20 protein-coding genes are annotated in these 21,987 nt (G+C 70.8%); 16 read left to right on the top strand and 4 right to left on the bottom strand.

Annotation, left to right across the window (positions count from 1 at the left end):
* Nucleotides 1-10: 10 nt before the first annotated feature.
* The 4 genes from ABD658_RS06720 (at nt 11) to glmM (ending at nt 4,219) form a co-directional block, all read left to right on the top strand.
* Complete coding sequence (locus ABD658_RS06720) at nt 11-1,153, top strand: mannitol-1-phosphate 5-dehydrogenase (protein WP_344683918.1); 1,143 nt, start codon at nt 11-13, stop codon at nt 1,151-1,153.
* A 461-nt stretch (nt 1,154-1,614) separates the two neighbouring features.
* Nucleotides 1,615-2,058: a 50S ribosomal protein L13 gene (rplM, locus tag ABD658_RS06715; protein ID WP_070158740.1), complete on the top strand. Its 444-nt coding sequence runs from the start codon at nt 1,615-1,617 to the stop codon at nt 2,056-2,058.
* A 39-nt stretch (nt 2,059-2,097) separates the two neighbouring features.
* Complete coding sequence (gene rpsI, locus ABD658_RS06710; RefSeq protein WP_070158737.1) at nt 2,098-2,592, top strand: 30S ribosomal protein S9; 495 nt, start codon at nt 2,098-2,100, stop codon at nt 2,590-2,592.
* Nucleotides 2,593-2,866: 274 nt separating this feature from the next.
* Nucleotides 2,867-4,219, top strand: a complete 1,353-nt coding sequence (glmM, locus tag ABD658_RS06705; RefSeq protein ID WP_344683922.1) for a phosphoglucosamine mutase — start codon at nt 2,867-2,869, stop codon at nt 4,217-4,219.
* A gap of 100 nt (nt 4,220-4,319) precedes the next feature.
* Here glmM and mscL read toward each other — a convergent pair whose 3' ends face one another.
* From mscL to coaA, 3 genes are all read right to left on the bottom strand, one after another.
* Nucleotides 4,320-4,715 (bottom strand): large conductance mechanosensitive channel protein MscL, encoded by a 396-nt coding sequence (gene mscL / locus ABD658_RS06700; protein WP_344683924.1) that lies wholly within the window; start codon nt 4,713-4,715, stop codon nt 4,320-4,322.
* A 79-nt stretch (nt 4,716-4,794) separates the two neighbouring features.
* Nucleotides 4,795-5,985 (bottom strand): M15 family metallopeptidase, encoded by a 1,191-nt coding sequence (locus tag ABD658_RS06695; protein ID WP_344683926.1) that lies wholly within the window; start codon nt 5,983-5,985, stop codon nt 4,795-4,797.
* A gap of 10 nt (nt 5,986-5,995) precedes the next feature.
* Nucleotides 5,996-6,949: a type I pantothenate kinase gene (gene coaA / locus ABD658_RS06690; RefSeq protein ID WP_070159437.1), complete on the bottom strand. Its 954-nt coding sequence runs from the start codon at nt 6,947-6,949 to the stop codon at nt 5,996-5,998.
* Between the two features lie 143 nt (nt 6,950-7,092).
* Between coaA and glmS the strand changes: the two genes are divergently transcribed.
* The 10 genes from glmS to tsaD all read left to right on the top strand — a co-directional run bounded on the left by glmS (nt 7,093) and on the right by tsaD (nt 17,485).
* The gene (glmS, locus tag ABD658_RS06685; RefSeq protein ID WP_070159406.1) at nt 7,093-8,964 is read left to right on the top strand and encodes a glutamine--fructose-6-phosphate transaminase (isomerizing); all 1,872 of its coding nucleotides are present in this window, start codon (nt 7,093-7,095) and stop codon (nt 8,962-8,964) included.
* A gap of 72 nt (nt 8,965-9,036) precedes the next feature.
* Nucleotides 9,037-9,393, top strand: coding sequence for a holo-ACP synthase (locus ABD658_RS06680; protein ID WP_085437408.1), 357 nt, complete (start codon nt 9,037-9,039; stop codon nt 9,391-9,393).
* A gap of 3 nt (nt 9,394-9,396) precedes the next feature.
* Nucleotides 9,397-10,929: an NAD(P)H-hydrate dehydratase gene (locus ABD658_RS06675; RefSeq protein ID WP_344683929.1), complete on the top strand. Its 1,533-nt coding sequence runs from the start codon at nt 9,397-9,399 to the stop codon at nt 10,927-10,929.
* Between the two features lie 43 nt (nt 10,930-10,972).
* The gene (locus ABD658_RS06670) at nt 10,973-11,389 is read left to right on the top strand and encodes a hypothetical protein (protein WP_070159411.1); all 417 of its coding nucleotides are present in this window, start codon (nt 10,973-10,975) and stop codon (nt 11,387-11,389) included.
* A gap of 154 nt (nt 11,390-11,543) precedes the next feature.
* Nucleotides 11,544-12,791, top strand: coding sequence for an alanine racemase (gene alr / locus ABD658_RS06665; RefSeq protein ID WP_070159412.1), 1,248 nt, complete (start codon nt 11,544-11,546; stop codon nt 12,789-12,791).
* Nucleotides 12,788-13,375, top strand: coding sequence for a tRNA (adenosine(37)-N6)-threonylcarbamoyltransferase complex ATPase subunit type 1 TsaE (gene tsaE / locus ABD658_RS06660; RefSeq protein ID WP_344683933.1), 588 nt, complete (start codon nt 12,788-12,790; stop codon nt 13,373-13,375). The genes alr and tsaE overlap by 4 nt, the downstream gene beginning before the upstream one ends.
* A 293-nt stretch (nt 13,376-13,668) precedes the next feature.
* Nucleotides 13,669-15,027 (top strand): Na+/H+ antiporter family protein, encoded by a 1,359-nt coding sequence (locus tag ABD658_RS06655; protein WP_070159414.1) that lies wholly within the window; start codon nt 13,669-13,671, stop codon nt 15,025-15,027.
* A gap of 97 nt (nt 15,028-15,124) precedes the next feature.
* A complete protein-coding gene (gene tsaB / locus ABD658_RS06650) occupies nt 15,125-15,787 on the top strand; it encodes a tRNA (adenosine(37)-N6)-threonylcarbamoyltransferase complex dimerization subunit type 1 TsaB (protein ID WP_344683936.1) in 663 nt (220 codons plus the stop codon).
* Nucleotides 15,784-16,323 carry a ribosomal protein S18-alanine N-acetyltransferase gene (gene rimI / locus ABD658_RS06645; RefSeq protein ID WP_344683938.1) on the top strand — a complete coding sequence of 180 codons (540 nt, stop codon included), beginning with the start codon at nt 15,784-15,786 and terminating at the stop codon, nt 16,321-16,323. Before tsaB ends, rimI begins: the two co-directional genes overlap by 4 nt.
* 13 nt (nt 16,324-16,336) lie before the next feature.
* Nucleotides 16,337-17,485: a tRNA (adenosine(37)-N6)-threonylcarbamoyltransferase complex transferase subunit TsaD gene (tsaD, locus tag ABD658_RS06640; RefSeq protein ID WP_344683941.1), complete on the top strand. Its 1,149-nt coding sequence runs from the start codon at nt 16,337-16,339 to the stop codon at nt 17,483-17,485.
* 175 nt (nt 17,486-17,660) lie between these two features.
* On the opposite strand, the gene ABD658_RS06635 is transcribed toward tsaD, so the two are convergent.
* Nucleotides 17,661-19,208: a CitMHS family transporter gene (locus ABD658_RS06635; protein ID WP_344683943.1), complete on the bottom strand. Its 1,548-nt coding sequence runs from the start codon at nt 19,206-19,208 to the stop codon at nt 17,661-17,663.
* A 152-nt stretch (nt 19,209-19,360) separates the two neighbouring features.
* Between ABD658_RS06635 and ABD658_RS06630 the strand changes: the two genes are divergently transcribed.
* A complete protein-coding gene (locus tag ABD658_RS06630; RefSeq protein WP_344683945.1) occupies nt 19,361-21,061 on the top strand; it encodes an ATP-binding protein in 1,701 nt (566 codons plus the stop codon).
* Entirely contained in the window at nt 21,058-21,798 is a 741-nt protein-coding gene (locus tag ABD658_RS06625; RefSeq protein ID WP_344683947.1) for a response regulator, read from the top strand. Before ABD658_RS06630 ends, ABD658_RS06625 begins: the two co-directional genes overlap by 4 nt.
* Nucleotides 21,799-21,987 lie beyond the last annotated feature (189 nt).

The following is a 21,987-nucleotide window of genomic DNA, read 5'->3' as shown; positions in this document are numbered from 1 at the left end:
AGGACCAGTCATGAAGGCCGTGCATTTCGGCGCAGGCAACATCGGTCGGGGCTTCGTCGGCCTGCTGCTGCACGAGGGAGGCTATGAGGTCGTCTTCTCCGACGTCGTCGCGCCCCTGGTGCAGGCCTTGGACGCCGCGGAGAGCTATACGGTCCATGAGGTCGGCGACGGCGGTACGGACCGGGTGGTCGACGGGTTCCGTGCGGTGGACTCCGCGCAGTCCCCGGAGGCCGTGGCCGAGGAGGTGGCCACCGCGGAGGTGGTGACCACCGCCGTCGGGCCGATGATCCTGAAGCACATCGCCCCGCATGTGGTGGCCGGGCTGCGGCGGCGCGCCGCGGATGCGCCGCCGCTGCAGGTCATGGCCTGCGAGAACGCGATCGGCGCCACGGACACCCTGGCCGGACATATGCGGGAGCATGCCGGGGCGGACTGGGAGGAGCTCTCCGCCCGGGCGGTGTTCGCCAACACGGCGGTGGACCGCATCGTGCCCGGACAGCCCGAGGGTGCGGGGCTCGACGTCACCGTGGAGCCCTTCTACGAGTGGGCGATCGAGCGTGGGCCGTTCGGGGAGAATCCGCCGCACATCCCCGGTGCCCACTTCGTGGACGACCTCGGCCCGTACATCGAGCGGAAGCTGTTCACCGTGAACACCGGGCACGCCGCGGCCGCCTATCTGGGCTATCGGGCCGGTGCCGGGACCATCGCCGAGGCGCTCGGCGATGAGGCCGTGGGGTCCGGGGTCGCCGCCGCGTTGGAGGAGACCTCCGCGCTGCTGGTGGCCAAGCATGGCTTCGCGGCCGAGGACATGGCCTCCTACCGGGAGACGATCCTGGGGCGGTTCCGGAACCCGGCGCTGCCGGACACCGTGCAGCGCGTGGGTCGTCAGCCGCTGCGCAAGCTCTCCCGCCACGAACGGCTGATCGGCCCGGCCTCCCAGGCCGTGGAGCAGGGGCTGGGAGCGGAGGCGCTGCTCGCCGTCGTCGACGCCGCCCTGGACTTCCGGGACGCCGACGACGAGCAGGCGAATCAGCTGGAGGGCCTGCTGGCGGATCTGCCGCCGAGGGACTTCGTGGAGCAGGTGACCGGGTTGGAGGCCGACCACCCGCTGGCCGGGCCGGTGGAGGAGCTGGTGGCCCGCCGTCGCGGCTGATCCCGCCCCCGCCCTGCCGTCTGTCCCGCCCTGCCGTCTGTCCCCGCCATGTTCGTTCGTCCGTCCCTGTGGAATACCGTATGGACGAACGAACATGGCGGGGACAGACGCGTCTGGGGGTCGCGGCGCGGCGAATCCGAGCTGAGGTACGAGATGGACGAGGAGCTCGTCGCTGACCGGGGAGCGGGAGCTCACATTGCCGCGGTGAGGCCCACCCGGTATAGTGAACGGTTGTTGTGCGTGTCCACTCCTGCGTGGGCTGGTGTCGAGGCGGTTCAGTTGCATGACCGTATGCCTCCACGAGCGGCAGGGGAACTCACGGGCCCGGCATCTTCCCAGCCCTCACCTGGGAAGCCGGACGGCGCACTCGCGAAGAAACAGCCACTGGCGCATGGTGACTCTCACACCACCGCGTGTCCGGTGCGCTGAACCGTAGAACACCGACCGAAGGCATCATCACCGTGCGTACGTACACCCCGAAGCCTGGCGACGCCGACGCTCAGTGGCACATCATCGACGCCACCGACGTCGTGCTGGGTCGTCTCGCCAGCCAGACTGCCGCTCTGCTGCGCGGCAAGCACAAGCCGACCTTCGCTCCTCACCAGGACATGGGCGACTTCGTGATCATCATCAACGCCGAGAAGGTCGCCGTGACCGGCGACAAGGGCCAGAAGAAGCGCTACTGGCGCCACTCCGGCTTCCCGGGCGGCATCTCCTCCATGACGTTCGACGAGATGATCGAGCGTCACCCGACCCGTGCTGTGGAGTTCGCCGTCAAGGGCATGCTCCCGCACAACAAGCTCGGTGCCGCCCAGCTCAAGAAGCTGCGCGTCTACGCCGGCCCGGAGCACCCGCACGCGGCCCAGCAGCCGAAGCCGTACGAGATCTCCCAGGTCGCTCAGTAGTCCTGGCCACCCGACACGAGAACATTTTCAAGGAGAACCGTGGCTCAGAACACTGAAGAGCTGAACACTGCCGAGGAGCTGACCAGCTACACCTCGGAGTCCGCCCCCGTCCAGGAGACCGGCGAGACCGAGCGCGCCCCGCTGACCGTCGGCGGCGCCGCCATCGGCCGTCGCAAGCGTGCTCGCGCCCGCGTCCGCATCGTCCCCGGCTCCGGCCAGTGGACCATCAACGGCCGCAGCCTGGAGGACTACTTCCCGAACAAGCTGCACCAGCAGGAGGTCAACGACCCCTTCACCCTGCTGGGGCTCGAGGGCGCCTATGACGTCGTCGCCCGCATCGACGGCGGCGGCCCCTCCGGCCAGTCCGGCGCGCTGCGCCTGGGCATCTCCCGTGCGCTCAACGAGATCGACCGGGACCACAACCGTCCGGCGCTCAAGAAGGCCGGGTTCCTGACCCGCGACGCCCGCGCCGTGGAGCGCAAGAAGGCCGGTCTCAAGAAGGCCCGCAAGGCTCCGCAGTACTCGAAGCGCTGACCGTCTCAGCCGCTCCGGCCTCGCCCCGCTGATCCAGTGGTGCGAGCGCCGCAGGAGGACCCCCGCTCGGCACGTGCCGGACGGGGGGTCCTCCTGCGTCTGCGGCCGGTTCGCCCGCTGTGCCCAGGCGGTTCGAGCGCGCGTTCTGCCCACCGACATCACGTCTGCACCGTCAGATCTGAGGGGGCAGACGTGATCTGACGGTGCAGGTCATCGGCCGGCGACGGTGTCGGTGCAGGAGCACTGCTTGGCTATGGCTAGACTTGTCCGCATCATGGCACGACTTTTCGGAACCGACGGAGTCCGCGGTGTGGCCAATGGGCTGCTGACCGCGGAGCTCGCACTCAAGCTCGCCCAGGCCGCCGCAGAGGTGCTCGGCCACCGCCGCACCGAGGGCGGTCGCCGCCCCGTGGCGGTGGTCGCCCGTGATCCCCGCGTCAGCGGAGAGTTCATCTCCGCGGCGGTGCAGGCGGGCCTGGCCAGCGCCGGCGTGGACGTCCACGACGCCGGCGTCCTCCCCACCCCGGCTGCGGCCTTCCTGGTGGCGGACATCGACGCGGACTTCGGTGTGATGATCTCCGCCTCCCACAACCCCGCACCGGACAACGGGATCAAATTCCTCGGTCGCGGCGGGCACAAGCTCGACGACGCCCTCGAGGACGAGATCGAGGACCAGCTCGCCCACGAGCCGCCCCGCCCCACGGGTGCGGAGGTCGGCCGGGTGCAGCGCTTCGCGGATGCGGAGGACCGTTATGTGGTCCACCTGCTGCGCTCCCTGGGGGAGACCTCCCTGCGTGGGCTGAAGATCGTGCTGGACTGCGCCCACGGCGCCGCCTCCGGCTGTTCGCCGCAGGCCTTCACCGACGCCGGTGCGGACGTCGTCGTCATCGGCGCGGACCCCGACGGCATCAACATCAACGAGGGCTGCGGGTCCACCCACCTGGACCAGCTGCAGGAGGCGGTGGTCTCCCAGGGCGCGGACCTCGGCATCGCTCACGACGGCGACGCCGACCGTTGCCTGGCCGTGGACCACACCGGCGCCGTCGTGGACGGCGACCAGATCATGGGCATCCTGGCCCTGGCGCTGAAGTCCGACGGTCAGCTGAAGGACGACACTCTGGTGGTCACGGTGATGAGCAACCTCGGGCTGAAGCTCGGCATGAAGAAGGCCGGGATCTCCGTGGTGGAGACCGCCGTCGGCGACCGCTACGTGCTCGAGGGCATGCGCTCCGGCGGCTACTCGCTCGGCGGCGAGCAGTCCGGGCATCTGATCTTCTCCGACTATGCGACCACCGGCGACGGGGTGCTCACCGGGCTGCAGCTGGCCGCCCGGGTGGCCGCCACCGGCAAGTCCCTGCAGACGCTGGCCGCTGAGGCCATGGACCGGCTGCCGCAGGTCCTGGTCAACGTCTCCGGAGTGGACAAGGCGCGGGTGAAGACCCATGACGCCGTGCTGGCCGCCGTCGCGGAGGTGGAGGGTCGCCTCGGGGAAGCTGGCCGGGTGCTGCTGCGTCCCTCCGGCACCGAACCGGTGGTCCGGGTCATGGTGGAGGCCTCCACAGCGGAGATCGCCCAGGAGGAGTCGGAGTCGCTGGCGCAGATCGTCCGCGCCGAACTGGCGCTCTGAGCCCTCCTCACGGACGCTCACTGACAAAGGAGACGGGGCGCGGCCCGGAGCATCAGCTCCGGACCGCGCCCCGTCTCCGTGAGCCCCCTGGGGGCAGATGTCAGCGCGTGGCCTGCTGCTGGAGCAGGTCGCGGATCTCGGTGAGCAGCTGGGTGTTCGGCTCGACCTCCTCCTCGTCCTCGATGCCCAGCCGGCGCTTGCGGGCCTCGATGATCTTGTTCATCGGCACCACGACCACGAAGTAGATCGCGGCGGCGATGAGCAGGAAGTTGACGATCTGGGTGAGCAGCACCCCGAAGAGCAGCTGATTGCCGTTGAGGGACACCACAGCGAAGCTGTCGAAGTCGGGAGAACCGACCAGCGCGGAGATGAGCGGCATCAGCACGCTCTCCACCAGGGCGTTGATGACGGCGGCGAACGCGGTGCCGATGACCACGGCGACGGCGAGGTCGACCACGTTGCCCTGCAGAATGAATTCCTTGAATCCCTTGATCATGGGGCGATTCTAGGCATGCGATGTCAGGGCCGTGTGCAGGTCCGGGAACTTTCTTCAGCGTGTCGCGGCGCGCCGCGGCTCACTCTTCGCCGGGGTAGTGCGGGGCGGCGGGCTCGCCCCAGTACTCCTCCAGGGTCACCCCGGCCTCGTAGACCGCCTCGGCGGTCTCCTCGCCCACGTAGCGCAGGTGCCAGGGCTCATAGGCGTAGCCCGTGATGTCCTCTGTGCCCTCCTGGTAGCGGATGATGAAGCCGAAGCGGTGCGCGTTCTCCGCCAGCCAGACGCCCTCGGCCGTGTCGCCGAAGCAGGCGCCCATCCCGCAGGTGGGGTTGTCATAGGCGATCACGTCGGCGGCGAGTCCGGTCTGATGCTCCGAGTGTCCGGGGCGTGCGGTGTACTCATCGGCTCCGGCGACTCCCAGCTCCGCGGCCCGGCCGTCATAGAGCTGCTGCTGATAGCCGTAGGAGCGGTAGGCGCTGGTCAGCGTCATCAGCAGGCCCTCCGCATCGGAGGCGGAGAACAGGTCGGCGAGCGCATCGGCCGCCTGTTCGCGCAGCAGCATGCCGTCGTAGGAGGACCGCACCTGCGGGGTGGTCAGGTCGTCAGGCTGGTGGTCCAGCGGGTCGAGCGGGTTGAGCCTGTTGACCAGCACATGGATCGAGTCCGGGTCCGACGAGGCCTCGCTGACCGGAGGGTAGAAGTTCTCCGGGCCCACGGTCTCCGTCCGACGCGGCTCCGGCTCGTCTTCAGCGGTGCCGTCCTCCGCCGCCGCATCCTCCTCTGACGAGGCGTCGTCGACTTCTGCACCCTCTGCGTCCTCCTCCTCGGTGCGCTCGTCCTCGGTGCGCTCCGGTTCGTCGGTGCTCTGAGCGGCCTCCGTCGTCTCCTCGCCGTCTCCCTCATCTCCGGCACCGGACCGGGCGTCGTCGGCAGCGTCCTCATCTGAGGCGTCCGCTGCTCCGTCCTGGTCCGACGACTCCTCTCCTGACTCCTCCGCGGCCGCCTCGTCGGAGGCGTGCTCGGTCAGCGAAGCGCCCTGCTCGGCCACGGGCTCGTCGTCGCCTCCGCGGAGGGCGTCGACCAGGCTGGCGCCCAGCCAGCCTGCGCCCACCAGGACGAGCGCCAGCAGCGCGACGGCGACCAGCCGCCGTCGCCGGATCACCGCGGGGGAGGGGCGGCGACGGTGGCGGGTGCCCCCAGACGGAGCGGGCGGGCGCGGCGAGGACGGTCCGGGCGCCGACGGACGGGGGATCGGTGTACCAGGGGTCACGGGGAGAAGTTCACACCTTTCTCAGCAGAACCCGGGACACCGAGTGGTCGCGGTCCTTGCTCATCACCAGCCGGGCCCGGGAACGGGTGGGCTGGATGTTCTCGCGCAGGTTGGGGCCGTTGATCCGGTGCCAGATGTCGGTGGCGCGCTGCACCGCCTCGTCGTCGGAGAGGAACGAGTACTGGTGGAAGTAGCTCTCCGGATTCGCGAACGCCCCGGTGCGCCACCGCATGAACCGGTCCACATACCACTGCTCGATGTGGCGCGGATTCGCATCCACATAGATGGAGAAGTCGAAGAAGTCGCTCAGCGCCAGCCCGGTGGTGCCGTCCGCACGGACCCGGGCGGGCTGCAGCACGTTGAGGCCCTCCACGATCAGCACGTCCGGACGGCGGATCACGACCTCCTTGTCCGGCACGATGTCGTAGTACAGGTGGGAGTACCAGGGAGCGCGGACTTCGGGCTTGCCCGACTTCACCTCGGAGACCATGCGCAGCAGGGCGCGGCGGTCGTAGGCCTCCGGGAAGCCCTTGCGCTCCATGAGGCCGCGGCGGCGCAGTTCCGCATTCGGATACAGGAAGCCGTCGGTGGTGACCAGCTCCACCCGGGGCGTGGAGGGCCAGCGGCGCAGCATCTCCTGCAGCACGCGGGCGGTGGTGGATTTGCCGACCGCCACCGAGCCGGCCACGCCGATGACGAACGGGGTGCGGCGGGCGTTGCCGCCCAGAAAGTCGTTGGTCGCGGCGCGCAGGTGGGCGGCCGACTCCACATAGATGGACAGCAGACGTGACAGGGGCAGGTAGATCTGGGCGACCTCGTCCAGCGAGAGGTGCTCACCGATGCCGCGGAGCCGGTCCACGTCCTCCTGGTTCAGCGGCTGCTCGATGGTGTCGGCCAGCCGGGACCAGGCGCGGCGGTCGAGCTCCACGAACGGGGAGTAGTGGTCAGAGGCGTCAGAGGCCAGCGGAGGTGATCCCGCCCACGGCGCGGTGCCCGCGACCTCCGCCGGGATGGGGCCGGTGGGGTGGGGCTCGCTCGGGATGGCGGCCGCCGGGCGCGGGTGTTCATCAGGGTGCGGTGACACGTGAACACGATACGCTATGTCGCATGTGTGGAATCGTCGGCTACATCGGCCTGCCTGAGAAGACTGCAGAACACAACGCACTCGACGTGCTCCTCGAGGGGCTTCGCCGCCTGGAGTACCGCGGGTACGACTCCGCCGGCGTCGCCACCGTCTCCGGAGGGGTCGTCGAGTCGAGGAAGAAGGCCGGCAAGCTGGCCAACCTCGTCGCGGAGATCGAGACTTCGCCGGTCGCGCCCGCCACGGTGGGCATCGGGCACACCCGGTGGGCCACCCACGGCGGTCCGACCGACCAGAACGCCCACCCGCATCTGGGCGACGGCGGCCGGCTGGCGGTGATCCACAACGGCATCATCGAGAACTTCGCGGAGCTCAAGGAGCGGCTGCTCGCCGAGGGGTGCGTCTTCGAGTCCCAGACCGACACCGAGGTCGCGGCGCAGCTGATCGGTCGGCACTTCGCCGACGACGCCGCGGGCGACCTGACCGAGGCGATGCGTCTGGCCTGCCAGGAGCTGGAGGGCGCGTTCACCCTGTTGGCGGTCCACGTGGACCAGCCGGACCGTGTGGTGGCGGCCCGCCGCAACTCCCCGTTGGTGGTCGGGCTGGGCGAGGGCGAGAACTTCCTGGGCTCCGACGTCTCCGGCTTCATCGACTTCACCCGTGAGGCCGTCGAGCTCGAGCAGGACCAGATCGTGACCATCACCCATGACGACGTCGCCATCATCGGCTTCGACGGCACCCCCGCCGAGGGCAAGCGCTTCACCGTGGACTGGGATGCGGCCGCCGCCGAGAAGGGCGGCTTCGACACCTTCATGGAGAAGGAGATCAACGAGCAGCCCAAGGCCGTGGAGGACACGCTGCTGGGCCGCACCGACGCCGAGGGCCGGCTCGCCCTGGACGAGCTGCGGATCGACCCGGAGGAACTCAAGGACGTCCAGAAGATCATCGTGCTGGCCTGCGGCACGGCCGCCTACGCCGGCACCGTGGCCAAGTACGCGATCGAACACTGGTGCCGCATCCCGGTGGAGGTGGAGCTCGCCCACGAATTCCGCTATCGGGACCCCATCATCGACGAGACCACCCTGGTGGTCTCCATCTCCCAGTCCGGGGAGACCATGGACACTCTCATGGCCGTCCGCTACGCCAAGGAGCAGGGCGCGCGGACCCTGTCCATCTGCAACACCAACGGGGCCACCATCCCGCGGGAGTCCGACGCGGTGCTGTACCTGCACGCCGGTCCGGAGATCGCGGTGGCCTCCACCAAGGCGTTCCTGGCGATGATCGCCGCCGCCTACCTGCTGGGCCTGTACCTGGCGCAGCTGCGTGGTCAGCTCTTCCAGGGCCAGATCACCGACATCCTGGCCGATCTGCACAAGATCCCCGCCAAGATCCAGGAGATCCTGGACAATTCGGAGCAGATCAAGCAGCTGGCCCGCGACATGGCCGACACCCCCTCGGTGCTGTTCCTGGGCCGCCACGTCGGCTACCCGGTGGCCATGGAGGGCGCGCTCAAGCTCAAGGAGCTGGCCTACATCCACGCGGAGGGCTTCGCCGCCGGCGAGCTCAAGCACGGTCCCATCGCGCTGATCGATGAGGGGCAGCCGGTGTTCGTGGTCGTCCCGTCCCCGCGCGGCCGCGACTCGCTGCACTCGAAGGTGGTCTCCAACATCCAGGAGGTCCGCGCGCGCGGTGCGAAGACCATCACCGTGGCGGAGTCCGGTGACGAGGCCGTCAAGGAGTTCTCCGAGGCCGTCTTCCACGTGCCGGAGACCCAGCCGCTGCTGATGCCGCTGCTGACCACAGTGCCGCTGCAGATCTTCGCCTGCGCCCTGGCCAGCGAGAAGGGCTACGACGTGGACCAGCCGCGCAACCTGGCCAAGTCCGTCACGGTGGAGTGACCAGCTGCCGTGCGGAGCCCGGAACGGCCAGCGGAATGACCTGGTGAGTGGACTGCTGAAGGAGGTGTCGTCGTGATCATCGGGATCGGCGTCGACGTCGTGCTCGTGACGCGATTCGCCCAGCAGCTGACGAAGGCCCCCGCCCTGCGGGAGAGGCTGTTCGTCCCGGCGGAGCGGGAGCTGAACGTCCGGTCGTTGGCCGCCCGCTTCGCCGCCAAAGAGGCCGTGGCCAAGGCGCTCGGCGCCCCGGCCGGCATGAACTGGCAGGACTGCCAGGTGGTGCTGGACCCGCTGGGCGCCCCGCAGGTGGAGGTCACCGGCACGGTGGCCGACGTCGCGGCGGCCCGGGGCGTCGCCCGCTGGCATCTCTCGCTGTCGCACGACGGCGACGTCGCCACCGCCATGGTGGTCGCCGAAGGGAAGGACTGACCGATGGGCGCACCGTCATGCATCCCGCTGATCCCGCTCTACACGGGGCGGCAGATCCGCCAGGCGGAGGCCCCGCTGCTGGAGGCCGGCCACCGGGAGACGCTGATGCGGCGGGCCGCCTACGGGTTGGCCCAGGCCGTGCTGGAGAGGCTCCGCGCCGTCCGCGGGTCAGTGTACGGGGCGAAGGTCACCGGGCTCATCGGCTCCGGAAACAACGGCGGTGACGGCCTCTATGCCCTGGCGATGCTGCGCCGCCGCGGAGTGGAGACCCATGCGGTGATGATGCGGGACCGCGCCCATGAGGCCGGGACCCGCGCCTTCCTGGCCGCCGGCGGTCGCCTCGTGGACGTGGTGGACACTGACACCGATGCGCTGATCGACGCGATCATCGGCACCGGCTCCCGGGTAGGCTTCGAGATGCCGCGCATCCCGGGGCTGGACGAGGTGCTGGCCGATGAGTCCACCCAGGTGATCGCCTGCGACATCCCCTCCGGGGTGGACGTGGAGACCGGGGCGGTCGCCGGCGACGTGATCGACGCGGACGTGACGGTCACCTTCGGGGGCATCAAGTCCGGCCTGGCGCTGGGCGAGGGCTCCCACGCCGCCGGCGAGATCCGGGCGGTGGACATCGGACTGGGCGCCACCCTGCCGACGCCGGCCCGCTGGCTGGTGGGCGACGAGCGGCTCCGGGCGACCACGCCGGATGCGGCCGACACACCGGCCCCGTTGAGCCGGCCGCGGGTCTCGGCGCGCGATCACAAGTACTCCCGCGGGGTGCTGCATGTCATCGCCGGCTCGGTGCAGTTCCCCGGGGCGGCGCAGCTGACCGCGACGGCGGCGGTGACCTCCGGCGTCGGCATGGTCACCCTGCAGGCCCCGGAGGAGGTCCGGGAACGCCTGAGCATCATGATGCCGGAGGTGGTGACCACCTCCGGGAAGTCCACCGCCGTGCTGGAGCGGGCGACGGCGGCGGCCATCGGCCCCGGCATCTCCCGTGACGTCTTCCAGATCGCCGCGATGGGACGCGCCGTGGAGTGGGCCGGCACGGAGCACCCGTGCGTGATCGACGCGTCGGCCCTGGCCAACCTCGACGACGAGTACTTCGCAGACGAGGATCTCGGCCCGAACGTGCTGCTCACTCCGCACTACGGGGAGCTGCGCCGGGTGATGACCAACACCGGCCATGAGGACCTGCGGGAGGTGTTGGACCGGGATCCTGCCACCGCCGTGGAGCAGTTGGCGGCCCGACTCAACGTCACCGTGCTGCTCAAGGGGCCCTCCACGATCATCGCCGCGCCGCAGGGCCCCACGGTGGTGCACCGGGTCCATGCCCCCGGCCTGGCCACCGCGGGCTCCGGGGATGTGCTCACCGGCATCATCGGCGCCTTGGCCGCGGTGGATCCGCAGGCGCCCATGTGGCGCACCGCGGCCCTGGGGGTGCGGCTGCATGCCGAGGCCGCCAAGCGGCTGGATCCCTACGCCTGCGGCGCCTTCGGGGCCGGGGAGCTGCTCTCCACCGTCGCCCCGACCCGGTGACGCGGGTCATCGGGGACCGGGAGTCTGCGAAGATGGGCCTGCTATGACTGTCTCCGTGCCGCCCGTGCGCCCCCTCGCCCGTCTGATCTTCTGCGCCCTCGGGTCGCTGACCGCCGTCGCCCTGGTGGTGATCGTCGCCGTGCCGGTGGACCTTCTGACCGGTTTCGTGGCGGGCGACGAGGCGCTCCTGGTCCTCGCCGCCTACCTGCGCCTGCTGGCGCCGGTGAGCCTGGTCGGAGGGCTGCTGGGGGCCGCGCTGGGGATGTTCTCCCGCTGGCTCTCGGCGACCTCCCCGCTGGGCACCGCCGTCACCGCCGGCGTCACCGGCGCCGGGGTGGGTGCGCTGGTGACCTTCGGCCTGCTCTGGGCGCCGCTGAGCGCGGTGCTGCAGGTGGTGTGGATCGTCCTGCTCGGCCTCGGTGTGGGCTGGGGCAGCTGGTTGACCGACCGGCTGCGCTGAGCCCTCGGGGAGGCTGCTGGGGAAGGGCTCTGGCCAGCGGCCGGCAGGTTGCCCGGCAGGTCGCCTGGTAGGCCCCGGCGGCGGCCTCGGGGCGCGCCTCACGTGCCCGCGGGGGAGCCCCGGAGCGTCAGCGGCTCCGCGTAGAGTGGTCCTCATGAGTACCTCCCCCGGCACGCAGAGCCGTGTGCCCGCATCGTCGCGAGGTCTCCCGGAGGGCTGCGAACGGGCGGCGATCATCGATCCCGCCGCGATCCGCCACAACGTGGAGACCATCGCCTCCTACGTCCGTCCCGCCAAGGTCATGGTCGCTGTGAAGGCCGACGGCTACGGCCACGGCGCGGTCACCACTGCCCGCGCCGCCGTGGAGGCCGGTGCGGACTGGATCGGAGTCGCACACGTCACCGAGGCGATCGCGCTGCGGGACGCGGGGATCGAGGCGCCGGTGCTGGCCTGGCTGCACACCGCGCAGACGGACTTCGCCGAGGCCATCGAGCGCTCCGTGGACGTCGGCATCTCCGGCTGGGAGCTCGACGAGGTGGCCGCGGCGGCCTCCTCCCTGCAGACGCCGGCCAACGTGCACCTGAAGATCGACACCGGCCTGGGCCGCAACGGCTGCACCGTGGCCGACTGGCCGCAGCTGGTGGCCCGCGCCGCGGAGCACCAGGACCGCGGGCTGATCTCCGTGGTCGGGATCTTCACCCACCTGGCCGTGGCCGACGAGCCTGACCGGCGGGAGACCGACGAGCAGCTGGAGGTCTACCGGGAGGCGCTGCAGGTCGCCGAGGAGGCCGGGCTCAGCGTCTCCCTGCGTCATGTCGCCAACACTCCGGCGGCCTTCTCGCGCCCGGACGCGCATTTCGACATGGTGCGCGTGGGGGTGGGGGTCTACGGGCAGAGCCCCTTCGCGGACCGCACCGCCGAGGAGCTGGGCCTGCGGCCGGCCATGGAGCTGCGCACCACGGTGGCGAACGTGAAGCGGGTGCCCGCCGGGCAGGGCATCAGCTATGGACTCACCCACCGGGTGGACCGGCCCACCGCGCTGGCGCTCATCCCGCTGGGCTACGGGGACGGGGTGCCGCGGATCGCCGTGCATGCCCCGGTGCAGATCGCTGGCCGGGTCTACCAGTCTGCCGGGCGGGTGGCCATGGACCAGTTCGTGGTGGACCTGGAGGACCCGGACACTCCGGTGCAGGTGGGCGACGACGTCGTCCTCTTCGGCGGCGACTCGGGCATCTCGGCCGCTGACTGGGGCCGGGCCGCGCAGACCATCAACTACGAGATCATCACCCGGATCGGAGGTCGCGTGCCGCGCCTGGTGGTGGACTCCGCCGAGCTGGCCGCCGGTCACGGGTCGACGTCGGACGCCGTCTCCGCCCCCGGGGCGGAGGAGGGCCGGGCATGAGCCGCGGCGCCGGCGGCGCGGACATGGTGCCGGAGCCGGTGGCCGGCCATCGCTGGATCCGCACTCTGGAGCTGGAGGACCTGCAGGACACCGCCGCTCTGGCACGGGTGCTGGCGCAGAGCCTGCGGGCCGGCGATCTGCTGATCCTCACCGGCGGGCTCGGTGCGGGCAAGACCACCTTCACTCAGGCGCTCGCCGACGGACTGCGGGTCGAGGGGCAGATCAGTTCGCCCACCTTCGTGCTGAGCCGGGTCCATCACGGGGAGGTCGTCGACCTCGTCCACGTGGACGCGTATCGGACGGATGCCGCCGGTTTCGAGGACCTGGACATCGCCGCCACTGTGGAGGAGTCGGTCACGGTGGTCGAATGGGGACGCCGGCTGGCCGAGCATGCCCTGGTGGGGGAGGAGGGCTCCTGGGTGGACTTGGAGCTGATCGCCCCGGAGGCCGCGGCTGAGGGTGGCGAGTCCGCCGAGCCGCAGATCATCACCGACTTCTCCGAGACGGACCAGGACCTGCTGGGTGGGGCGCGCCGCGCGGTGCTGCGCGGCTACGGTCCCCGCTGGTCCACTCCACCCGTCTGAAGCGCTCGCCCGGCGCGGCTCGTCTGGCGTGTCTTGTCTGACGCGCCCGTCTGAGCCGCCCGTCTGACATGGTCGGCCGAGCCCTGCTTCGGCCTGTCCGGGTTGTCGTGAGGGTTCCCCGTGACGTCGTCGTCCGCGTTCGATTTGCCTATGGCCCGGATCACAGTTTCAATGGATGGGACAAGCATGCCGCTGTATGAAATGTCGCGGAGGGGCGGTCTCAGTCCTCCCCGGTGGTGGTGCCCGGCAGCAACCCCGGCGACGTCGGTCGTCGAGAACGAGGTGAGTCGAGAGTGTCCGAACTCCTGAACCCAGTGGTGCTCTCTGTGCTGGTCCTGGCCGCCCTGAGCCTGGCACGGGTCAACGTCATCATCGCCCTGCTGCTGGCCGCCGTGGTGGCCGGGCTGGCCGGCGGGCTGTCCCTGGAGTCCACCTTCTCCACGTTGGTCGGCGGCCTCGGCGGGCAGGGCGAGACGGCCCTGAGCTATATCCTGCTGGGGACGCTGGCCGTGATGGTGGCCCGCTCCGGGCTGGCCGAGAAGCTCATCCGGAGGGTCATGCCCCTGCTGCGCGGCCCCCGGGCGATGGTCCTGTTCGGGATCGCCGGCGTGGCCTGCCTCTCGCAGAACCTGGTGCCGGTGCACATCGCCTTCATCCCCATCCTGATCCCGCCGCTGCTGACGGCCTTCGACCGTCTGCAGTTCGACCGGCGCGCGATCGCCACGGCCCTGACCTTCGGGCTCAAGGCGCCGTACCTGCTGGTGCCGCTGGGCTTCGGTCTCATCTTCCAGGGCATCGTGGCCGAGGAGATGACTCGCCACGGCGTGGAGATCTCCCTGCGGGAGGTGCCGCTGGCCATGGCCATCCCGGTGGCGGGCATGGTGGTGGGGCTCGCGGTGGCGGTGCTGGTCACCTATCGCCGCCCCCGCGTCTATGCCATGCCGGGCATCGGCCCGGCCGCCGGCCCGTCCGCCGGTCGTGGGGCCGACGACGACGTCGACGCCTCGAGCGGGGACGAGAACCCCGCGCTGCGGTGGGGTCGGGGCGACGTCGCCGTCCTGCTCGGACTGGTGGTCACGCTCGTACTGCAGCTGGTCTATGGCTCGCTGGTGATCGCCGCGCTGGCCGGGATCCTGGTGGTCTTCCTGGCGCGCGGGGAGTCCTGGAAGCAGGGCGACCCGATCATCGACCGCGGTGTGGCGATGATGGGCACCATCGCGTTCATCATGCTGGTGGCCTCCGGCTATGCGGCGGTGCTCACCGAGACCGGTGCGGTGGAGACCCTGGTGGAGGCCGCCGCCGCCTGGATCGGTGACAGCCAGCTGCTGGCGGCCGTGCTGATGATGGTGGTCGGCGTGCTGGTCACGATGGGCATCGGCACCTCCTTCGGCACCGTGCCGGTGCTGGCTGCGATCTTCGTCCCCCTGGCGGTGAGTCTGGGCTTCAGCCCGCTGGCCACCGCCGCGCTCATCGGCTCAGCCGCCGGAATCGGCGACGCCGGCTCGCCCGCCTCGGACAGCACGCTCGGCCCGACCTCCGGGCTCAACGCGGACGGCCAGCACAACCACATCTGGGACACCTGTGTGCCGACCTTCCTGCACTTCAACATCCCGCTGTTCCTCGGCGGCGTCATCGCGGCACTGGTGCTGTGAGTCCGGAGCCCGGCCGTGATCTCCTGCCCTGACCTCGGGCTGGGGCAGGCTCATCGGCCCGCAGCCGGGAGATCCCGGTCAGGGCTACCATGGTGGGGTGCTTCTCGCGATCGACTCCTCCGCCGGCGCCTCCGCCGCCGTCGTCCATGACGCCCAGGTGCGGGCTTCCTGGCGCACCGACGCCACCACCACCCATGCCGAGGTCCTGGCCGGCGCGGTGCGGGACGTCATGGCACAGGCGGGTGTGACCGGGGCGCAGCTCGACGCCGTCGTCGTCGGAGTGGGGCCGGGGCCCTTCACCGGACTGCGGGTGGGGCTGGTGCTGGCGCACAGCCTCGCCGAGGTCTGGGGCGCCCCCCTGCATGGCATCTGCAGTCTCGACTCCCTGGCCCGCCGCGCCGTGGCGCACAGCGCCGCCGGGGCGAGCACGGACTCGGAGTTCCTCGTGGCGACCGACGCCCGTCGTCGGGAGGTGTACTGGGCGCGGTACCGGGCCGTGGAGAACCTCGAGGGCCCGCAGGTGGGGCCGGCCGCGGAGCTCCCGGAGCTGCCGGCCGTGGGCGTGGGGGTCAGCCTCTACCCGGAGCAGCTCAGGCTGCCGGACGGCGCGCCCGAGGAGGCGGCGTCGTGGACCGCCGACGCCGCCGAGCTGGGGCTGATCGCCGAGGAGCGGCCGCAGCTGCTGCGGGACCCCGCACCGCTGTACCTGCGGGAATCGGACGCGAAGCCCCCGGTGCGCCGGAAGAAGGCCACCACGTGAGTGCTGTGCCGGACGAACCCGCCGTCCGGCTGCGTCCCATGGTGGTGGAGGACCTCCCGGAGGTCATGGCGCTGGAGCGGCGGCTCTTCCCACATGATGCCTGGCCCGAGCAGTTCTTCCTCGATGAGCTGGACCACACCCAGGGCGAGCGGGCGACCCGTCGCTACTGGGTGCTCACCGAACCGGTGGCCGACGACCCTCGCACCGATGAGCGCCTCCTCGGCTATGTGGGCATGATGTGCGTGCTGCCCCTGGCCGATGTGCAGACCATCGCCGTCGCACCGGAGGCGCAGGGCCGCGGGCTCGGCACCCGGCTGCTGCGGCTGGTGGTGGACACCGCCGCCGTCTGGGGTGCGGAGCAGGTGCTGCTGGAGGTCCGTGCGGACAACGACGGCGCCCAGGCCCTGTACACCCGCGAAGGCTTCACCCATATCCATACTCGGCGGCGCTACTACCCGGACGGCACAGACGCGCTGATCATGCAGAAGCCGCTCACCGACCTGAACGCCCCGAGCTCGGCCTCCCAGCTGCGCTGACGAGAAGGACACGATGACTGAGCACACCGCATCCGCCAGCCCGCCATCCGCCGCCCCGCTGGTGCTGGGCATCGAGACCTCCTGCGACGAGACCGGTGTGGGCATCGTCCGCGGCACCGAGCTGCTGGCCAACACCGTCTCCAGCTCCGTGGAAGAGCATGTGCGCTTCGGCGGGGTCATCCCGGAGATCGCCGCCCGTGCGCATCTGGAGGCCTTCGTCCCCACCCTGCGCCAGGCGCTGGACACCGCCGGAGTCACCCTGGACGACGTCGACGCGATCGCCGTGACCTCCGGGCCGGGTCTGGCCGGGGCCCTGATGGTGGGACTCTCCGCGGCGAAGGGCCTCGCGCTGGCGGCGGACAAGCCGCTCTACGGAGTCAACCACCTGGTGGCCCATGTCGGGGTGGGTCTCCTGGACGACGCTGCCGACGCCGCCGCCGCCGGCGTCTCAGGTGGGGGCCAGCCCGCCGCGGTCACCGAGCTGCCGCCCGGCACCGGGGCGCTGCTGGTCTCCGGCGGCCATACCGAGATCCTGCGGGTCCGCTCGCTGACCCGGGACGTGGAGCTGCTGGGCTCCACCATCGACGACGCCGCCGGAGAGGCCTATGACAAGGTCGCCCGGCTGCTGGGCCTGGGGTACCCGGGCGGACCGAAGATCGACCGACTCGCCGCCGAGGGCGACCCGGAGGCCTTCCGATTCCCGCGTGGGCTGACGCTGCCGAAGTTCGTCGGCACCGCGGAGCAGCCCGGCAAGCACCGGCACGACTGGTCCTTCTCCGGGCTGAAGACCGCCGTGGCCCGGGCGGTGGAGCAGTTCGAGGTCGCCGGGCGCCCTGTCCCGACGGCGGACATCGCCGCCAGCTTCCAGGAGGCGGTGGTGGACGTGCTGACCGCCAAGGCGGTGCGCGCCGCCGGTGAGCACGGGATCACCACCCTGCTGCTGGGCGGGGGAGTGGCCGCCAATCGCCGCCTCCGCGAGCTGCTGGCGCAGCGCTGCGCCGACGCCGGCATCGAGCTGCGCATCCCGCCGGTCTCCCTCTGCACGGACAACGGCGCGATGGTCGCCGCGCTGGGGGCCCAGCTGGTGGCCGCCGGTGTGGCGCCGTCATCGCTGGACATCCCCGCGGACTCCTCCCAGCCGGTGGACCGCATCAGCGTCTGACCGCAGCTCGGCGCCCTCCCGAGGCCCTCCCGAGGCCCATTCGGCCCTTCCCCCAGACGCGAGGTGGTCTGGAGTTCTGGGAACTCGACTCGATCGAGACGAGTACCCACAACTCCAGACCACCTCGGCTGGGTCGTCGCGCTCAGCACGGAGGCGTGAGCGCTGGCTGGGGCCGCTAGCTCCAGGGGATGAGGCCCAGGGCCAGGGCCAGGACGAGCACCACCACGGAGAAGATCCACATCGGGAAGAAGGAGTACCGGATGTGCTTGCCGATGTCGCAGCCGGCCAGGCCCAGGGCCAGCCACAGGGCGGCGGCGAACGGGCTGATGAAGGTGCCGATGATGTTGCCCACCAGCACTGCGTAGACCACAGAGAGCGTGCTGACGCCGGCCTCGGTGGAGATGCCTTCCACCACCGGCAGCAGGGCGAAGTAGTGGGCGTCGGTGCTCAGCACCAGCTCCAGCGGCAGGCCGAAGAAGCCGACGATCAGGTGCAGGTAGGGCACCAGCGCGCTGGGCAGGATCGCGACGGCGTCGGTGGCCAGCGAGTCCAGCATCCCGGAGTGCTCCATGATGCCCAGGAAGCAGCCGGCGGCCAGCACGATGGCGCCGGTGGCCACGGCGCTGCCGCCGTGGGACTTGATGGCCTCCATCTGGTCCTTGACCCGGGGATGGTTGACCATCAGGGCGGCGCTGAGGCCCAGCATGAAGGCCAGCGGGGCGGGCAGGATGTCCGAGATCAGCAGGGCCAGCATGGCCAGCACGAGCACGGCGTTGGTGGCCATCCGCCAGCGCGGCGTGGCCGGGGAGTCGTCGTGGGCGCCCCAGACGTCGTCGTTGTCTCCGGCGAAGTCCTGGGTGTTCCGGGCGGAACCGGTGCCGTGGCGGATGCTGTCCGACGGGCCTCCGGTCGAGGCGCCGACGACGGCGTCGGCGGTGCCGATGGACCCGGACGAGCCGCCGGCGCCGACCGTGGCCAGCTCGCGCTCCTCCACGCGGGTCTCCGCCGCGGCCTCGGAGGAGCTCTCCTCCTGGACGTCCTCCTCGATGACCGGGGCGCCTCCGCGGGCGGCGATGCGGCGCTGCTCGCGCAGGCCCAGCAGCACGGCGGCGATGACCAGCAGCACCAGCGAGAGGATCTGGACCGGGATGAGCCCGCGCCACAGCTCCACCGGGTCGATGCCCACGACGGCGGAGGCGCGGCCGACAGGGCCGCCCCACGGGAGCATGTTCAGCACGCCCATGCTCATCGCGGCCAGCAGCAGGAGCAGGTAGGGGCTCATGCCCAGGTGGCGGTAGAGCGGCAGCAGGGCCGGGATGACGATCAGGAAGGTGGAGGCGCCGGCGCCGTCGAGGTGGCAGACGGCGGCGAGCAGCACGGTGCCCACACAGATGGCCACCACGTTGCCGCGGGTGAGCTTCACCGTCAGGCGGACCAGTGGGTCGAAGAGGCCGGCCTGGTTCATGATCGCGAAGAACAGGATCGCGAAGACCAGCATCACGGCGACATTGAGCACGGAGCTGAGACCATCGCCGAAGAAGTCGCCGATCTCGGTGAAGGTGTAGCCGGCCACCAGGGCCCCGGTGACGGGGATGACGGTCAGGCCGACGATGGGGGCGATGCGCCCGAGGATCAGCAGCGTCGTCATGGTGACGATCACCGCCAGGCCGATGAGACTGAGCATGGTGTCCTCCTGGATGCGGGTGTACGGCAGGATCAGCATCGGGAATGTGACCTGTGTGACAGCATGGATCTCATGTGACCGGCCCCACAGTTTTGTGCATCCCGAGGCCATAGTGGTCATATTGGTCATCACATCGGTGATCACGACGTCGGCCGCCCCGGCCGACGCGGCAGTCACCCCCAGGAGGTGCCGTGAGCCAGAAGATCCGGAGCCGCACGCGCGCGCCCCGCCGGGAGGTGACTCTGGCCGGGCGGCTGTTCCGGTGGAACATGGCGCTGCTGGTGGGCGCCGTGACGGTGGTCAGCCTGCTCTGGGGCGTGGTCCAGTACGTGGAGGCTCGGCAGCAGTATGAGGAACGCGTGCTGACGATGGCCGAGTCCGTGGCGGTGATGCCCACTGTCCAGGAGGCCCTGGAGACCGAGGATCCTTCGGAGGTCCTCGCCCCGTGGGCGGAGACCCTGCGGGCGGCCACGGGCTTCGAGTACATCATGATCGCGGACCGTCACGGCATCCGTCAGTCCCACCCGGACCCGGAGGCCATCGGTCAACGGCCGTCCCTGGACCCGGCGCCGGTGTTGGCCGGGCAGACCTGGACCGGTGTGGAGCACGGGCACGCCGGGCTGACCCTGCGGGCGCGGGTGCCGGTCTTCGACGACGCCGAGGAGGTCATCGGCTACGTCTCGGTGGGGATCCTGGCTTCGGAGGTCCGGTTGGCGTCGGTGCAGACCCTGCCGCTGATCCTGGGGGTCGCCCTGGTCGCCGTGGGGGCAGGGGCGGTGGGCGCCCGGCTGCTGTCCCGCCGGCTGCGGGCCGACACCCATGGGCTCGAGCCCAAGGAGATCGCCACGCTGCTGGATGGGCGAGAGGCGCTGCTCCATGCCATCGGGGAAGGGGTCATCGGGCTGGACCGGCAGCGCCGGGTGGTGCTGGCCAACACGCCGGCTCGGGAGCTGCTGCATCTGCCGGAGGACCACCTGGGCCGCACTCCGGCGCAGCTGGGCCTCAGCGCGGAGGCCGAACAGGTGCTCTCCGGTGACGGCCCCGGTGACGACCCGGGAGGGGATCTGCTGCTGGGCGCCCACGGGAGGATCCTGGTGTGCACGCGCCGGCCGGTGCGGGTGCGGGAGGCCGACGGCGGCGTCGTCGTCACCCTGCGCGACCGCACCGAGCTCACCCGACTCACCGACCAGTTGGACGGGGCCCGGACGGTCACCGCCGGGCTGCGCGCCCAGCGGCACGAGTTCGCCAATCGGATCCATACGGTGTCCGGAATGCTGGAGCTCGGGGCGGTGGACCGGGCCCGGGACTACCTCTCCGAGCTGGCCACCGCCACCTCGGGGGCTGATGCTCAGATTGCCGCCCGCATCGGGGATATGACGGTGGCGGCGCTGGTGCTGGCCAAGTCGGTGCAGGCGGCAGAACGGGGCGTGCAGTTCAGCCTCTCCGAGCTTTCCCATCTGCCGGAGGACCAGCCCTCCGATCTCCGCGACGATCTGCTGCTGGTGGTGGGCAACCTGGTGGACAACGCCATGGACGCGGCCGGACCCGACGGCTGGGTGGAGTTGATGGTGCGCCGGCATGGCGCTGCCGGTGCCGGTGCCGGGGACGGTGCCGGAGAGGGTGCGGGAGACGTGGTGGAGGTCCGTGTCATCGATTCCGGGCCCGGCCTGGACCCGGAGATCGCTCGGGAGATCTTCCATGTGGGCCGGTCCACCAAGGGCGACGACGGCCAGCGGGGTATGGGACTGGCGCTGGTCCGTCAGGCCTGTCTGCGTCGTGGCGGCACGGTGGCCGTGGAGGCCGAAGAGGAGACGACGTTCGCCGCCTATCTGCCGGTGCGCCGACCTGAGGCGCGAGAGGCTGAGGCGCGAGAGGAAGGCTCGGAGACATGACTCAGCGAGGAGGAGCAGTGGGAGGCTCGCCTGCCTCGGTGGGCTCCGGGGTTCGGGTGCTGATCGTGGACGACGACGTCCGCGTGGCTCACAATCACCGGGAGCTGGTGGAGTCGCTGCCCGGGCTCACCGTGGTCGGAGTGGTCCACACCGGGGCCGAGGCGCTGGAGGAGGTGCGTCGCCACCGGCCCGATCTGCTGCTGTTGGACCTGTTCCTGCCGGACAGGACGGGTCTGTCCGTGCTGGAGGAGCTGCGCAGTCCCGGCTGGAGGCGGGAGGTCGGCGTCGTCGACGCCGTCATCATCTCCGCGCTGCGGGATGTGGACCAGGTGCGCACCGCCATGGCGCTGGGGGCGCTGCACTACCTGATCAAGCCGTTCCCGCTGCGGCAGCTGCGGGACCTGGTGGAGCGCTACGCGTCCGCGCGGAAGCGGATGGAGGCGATGTCCACGGTCACGCAGAGTGACGTGGACTCGCTGTTCGGCATGCTGCGGCCTCGCGCCTCGTCACGGTCCATGCCCAAAGGGCTGACCGCGACGACGGCGGAGCGGGTGGCGGAGGCGCTGCGCTCCGCTGAAGGGGACGTCTCCGCGGCGGAGCTCTCCGAGAGCACCGGGATCGCCCGGGTCACCGCTCGCCGGTACCTGGAGCATCTGTGCTCTGAGGGGCGCGCCGAGCTGACTCTGCGCTACGGGCAGGCCGGGAGGCCCGAGCACCGCTACCGCTGGGTGCCGTGAGGCAGGGATCGACTCCGCCCGTAGCGCCATCTAGTGATGATTACTTTGTGCATCGATCGTTGGGGATGATTGCTCCTAGACCGGCTGACTCGCTTCTCGGGTTCATTCAATAGTTCCTTGTCAGTGGCGATCTAGGGCCGACCGTTGGTCACGTTGGCATCCTCCATGCCGGATGTTCGACCACGAGCC

Source organism: Nesterenkonia aethiopica (genome assembly GCF_039534665.1).
GTDB lineage: Bacteria > Actinomycetota > Actinomycetes > Actinomycetales > Micrococcaceae > Nesterenkonia > Nesterenkonia aethiopica.
The sequence above is the reverse complement of the archived record's forward strand: the minus strand, read 5'-3'. Positions and strand labels throughout refer to the sequence as shown.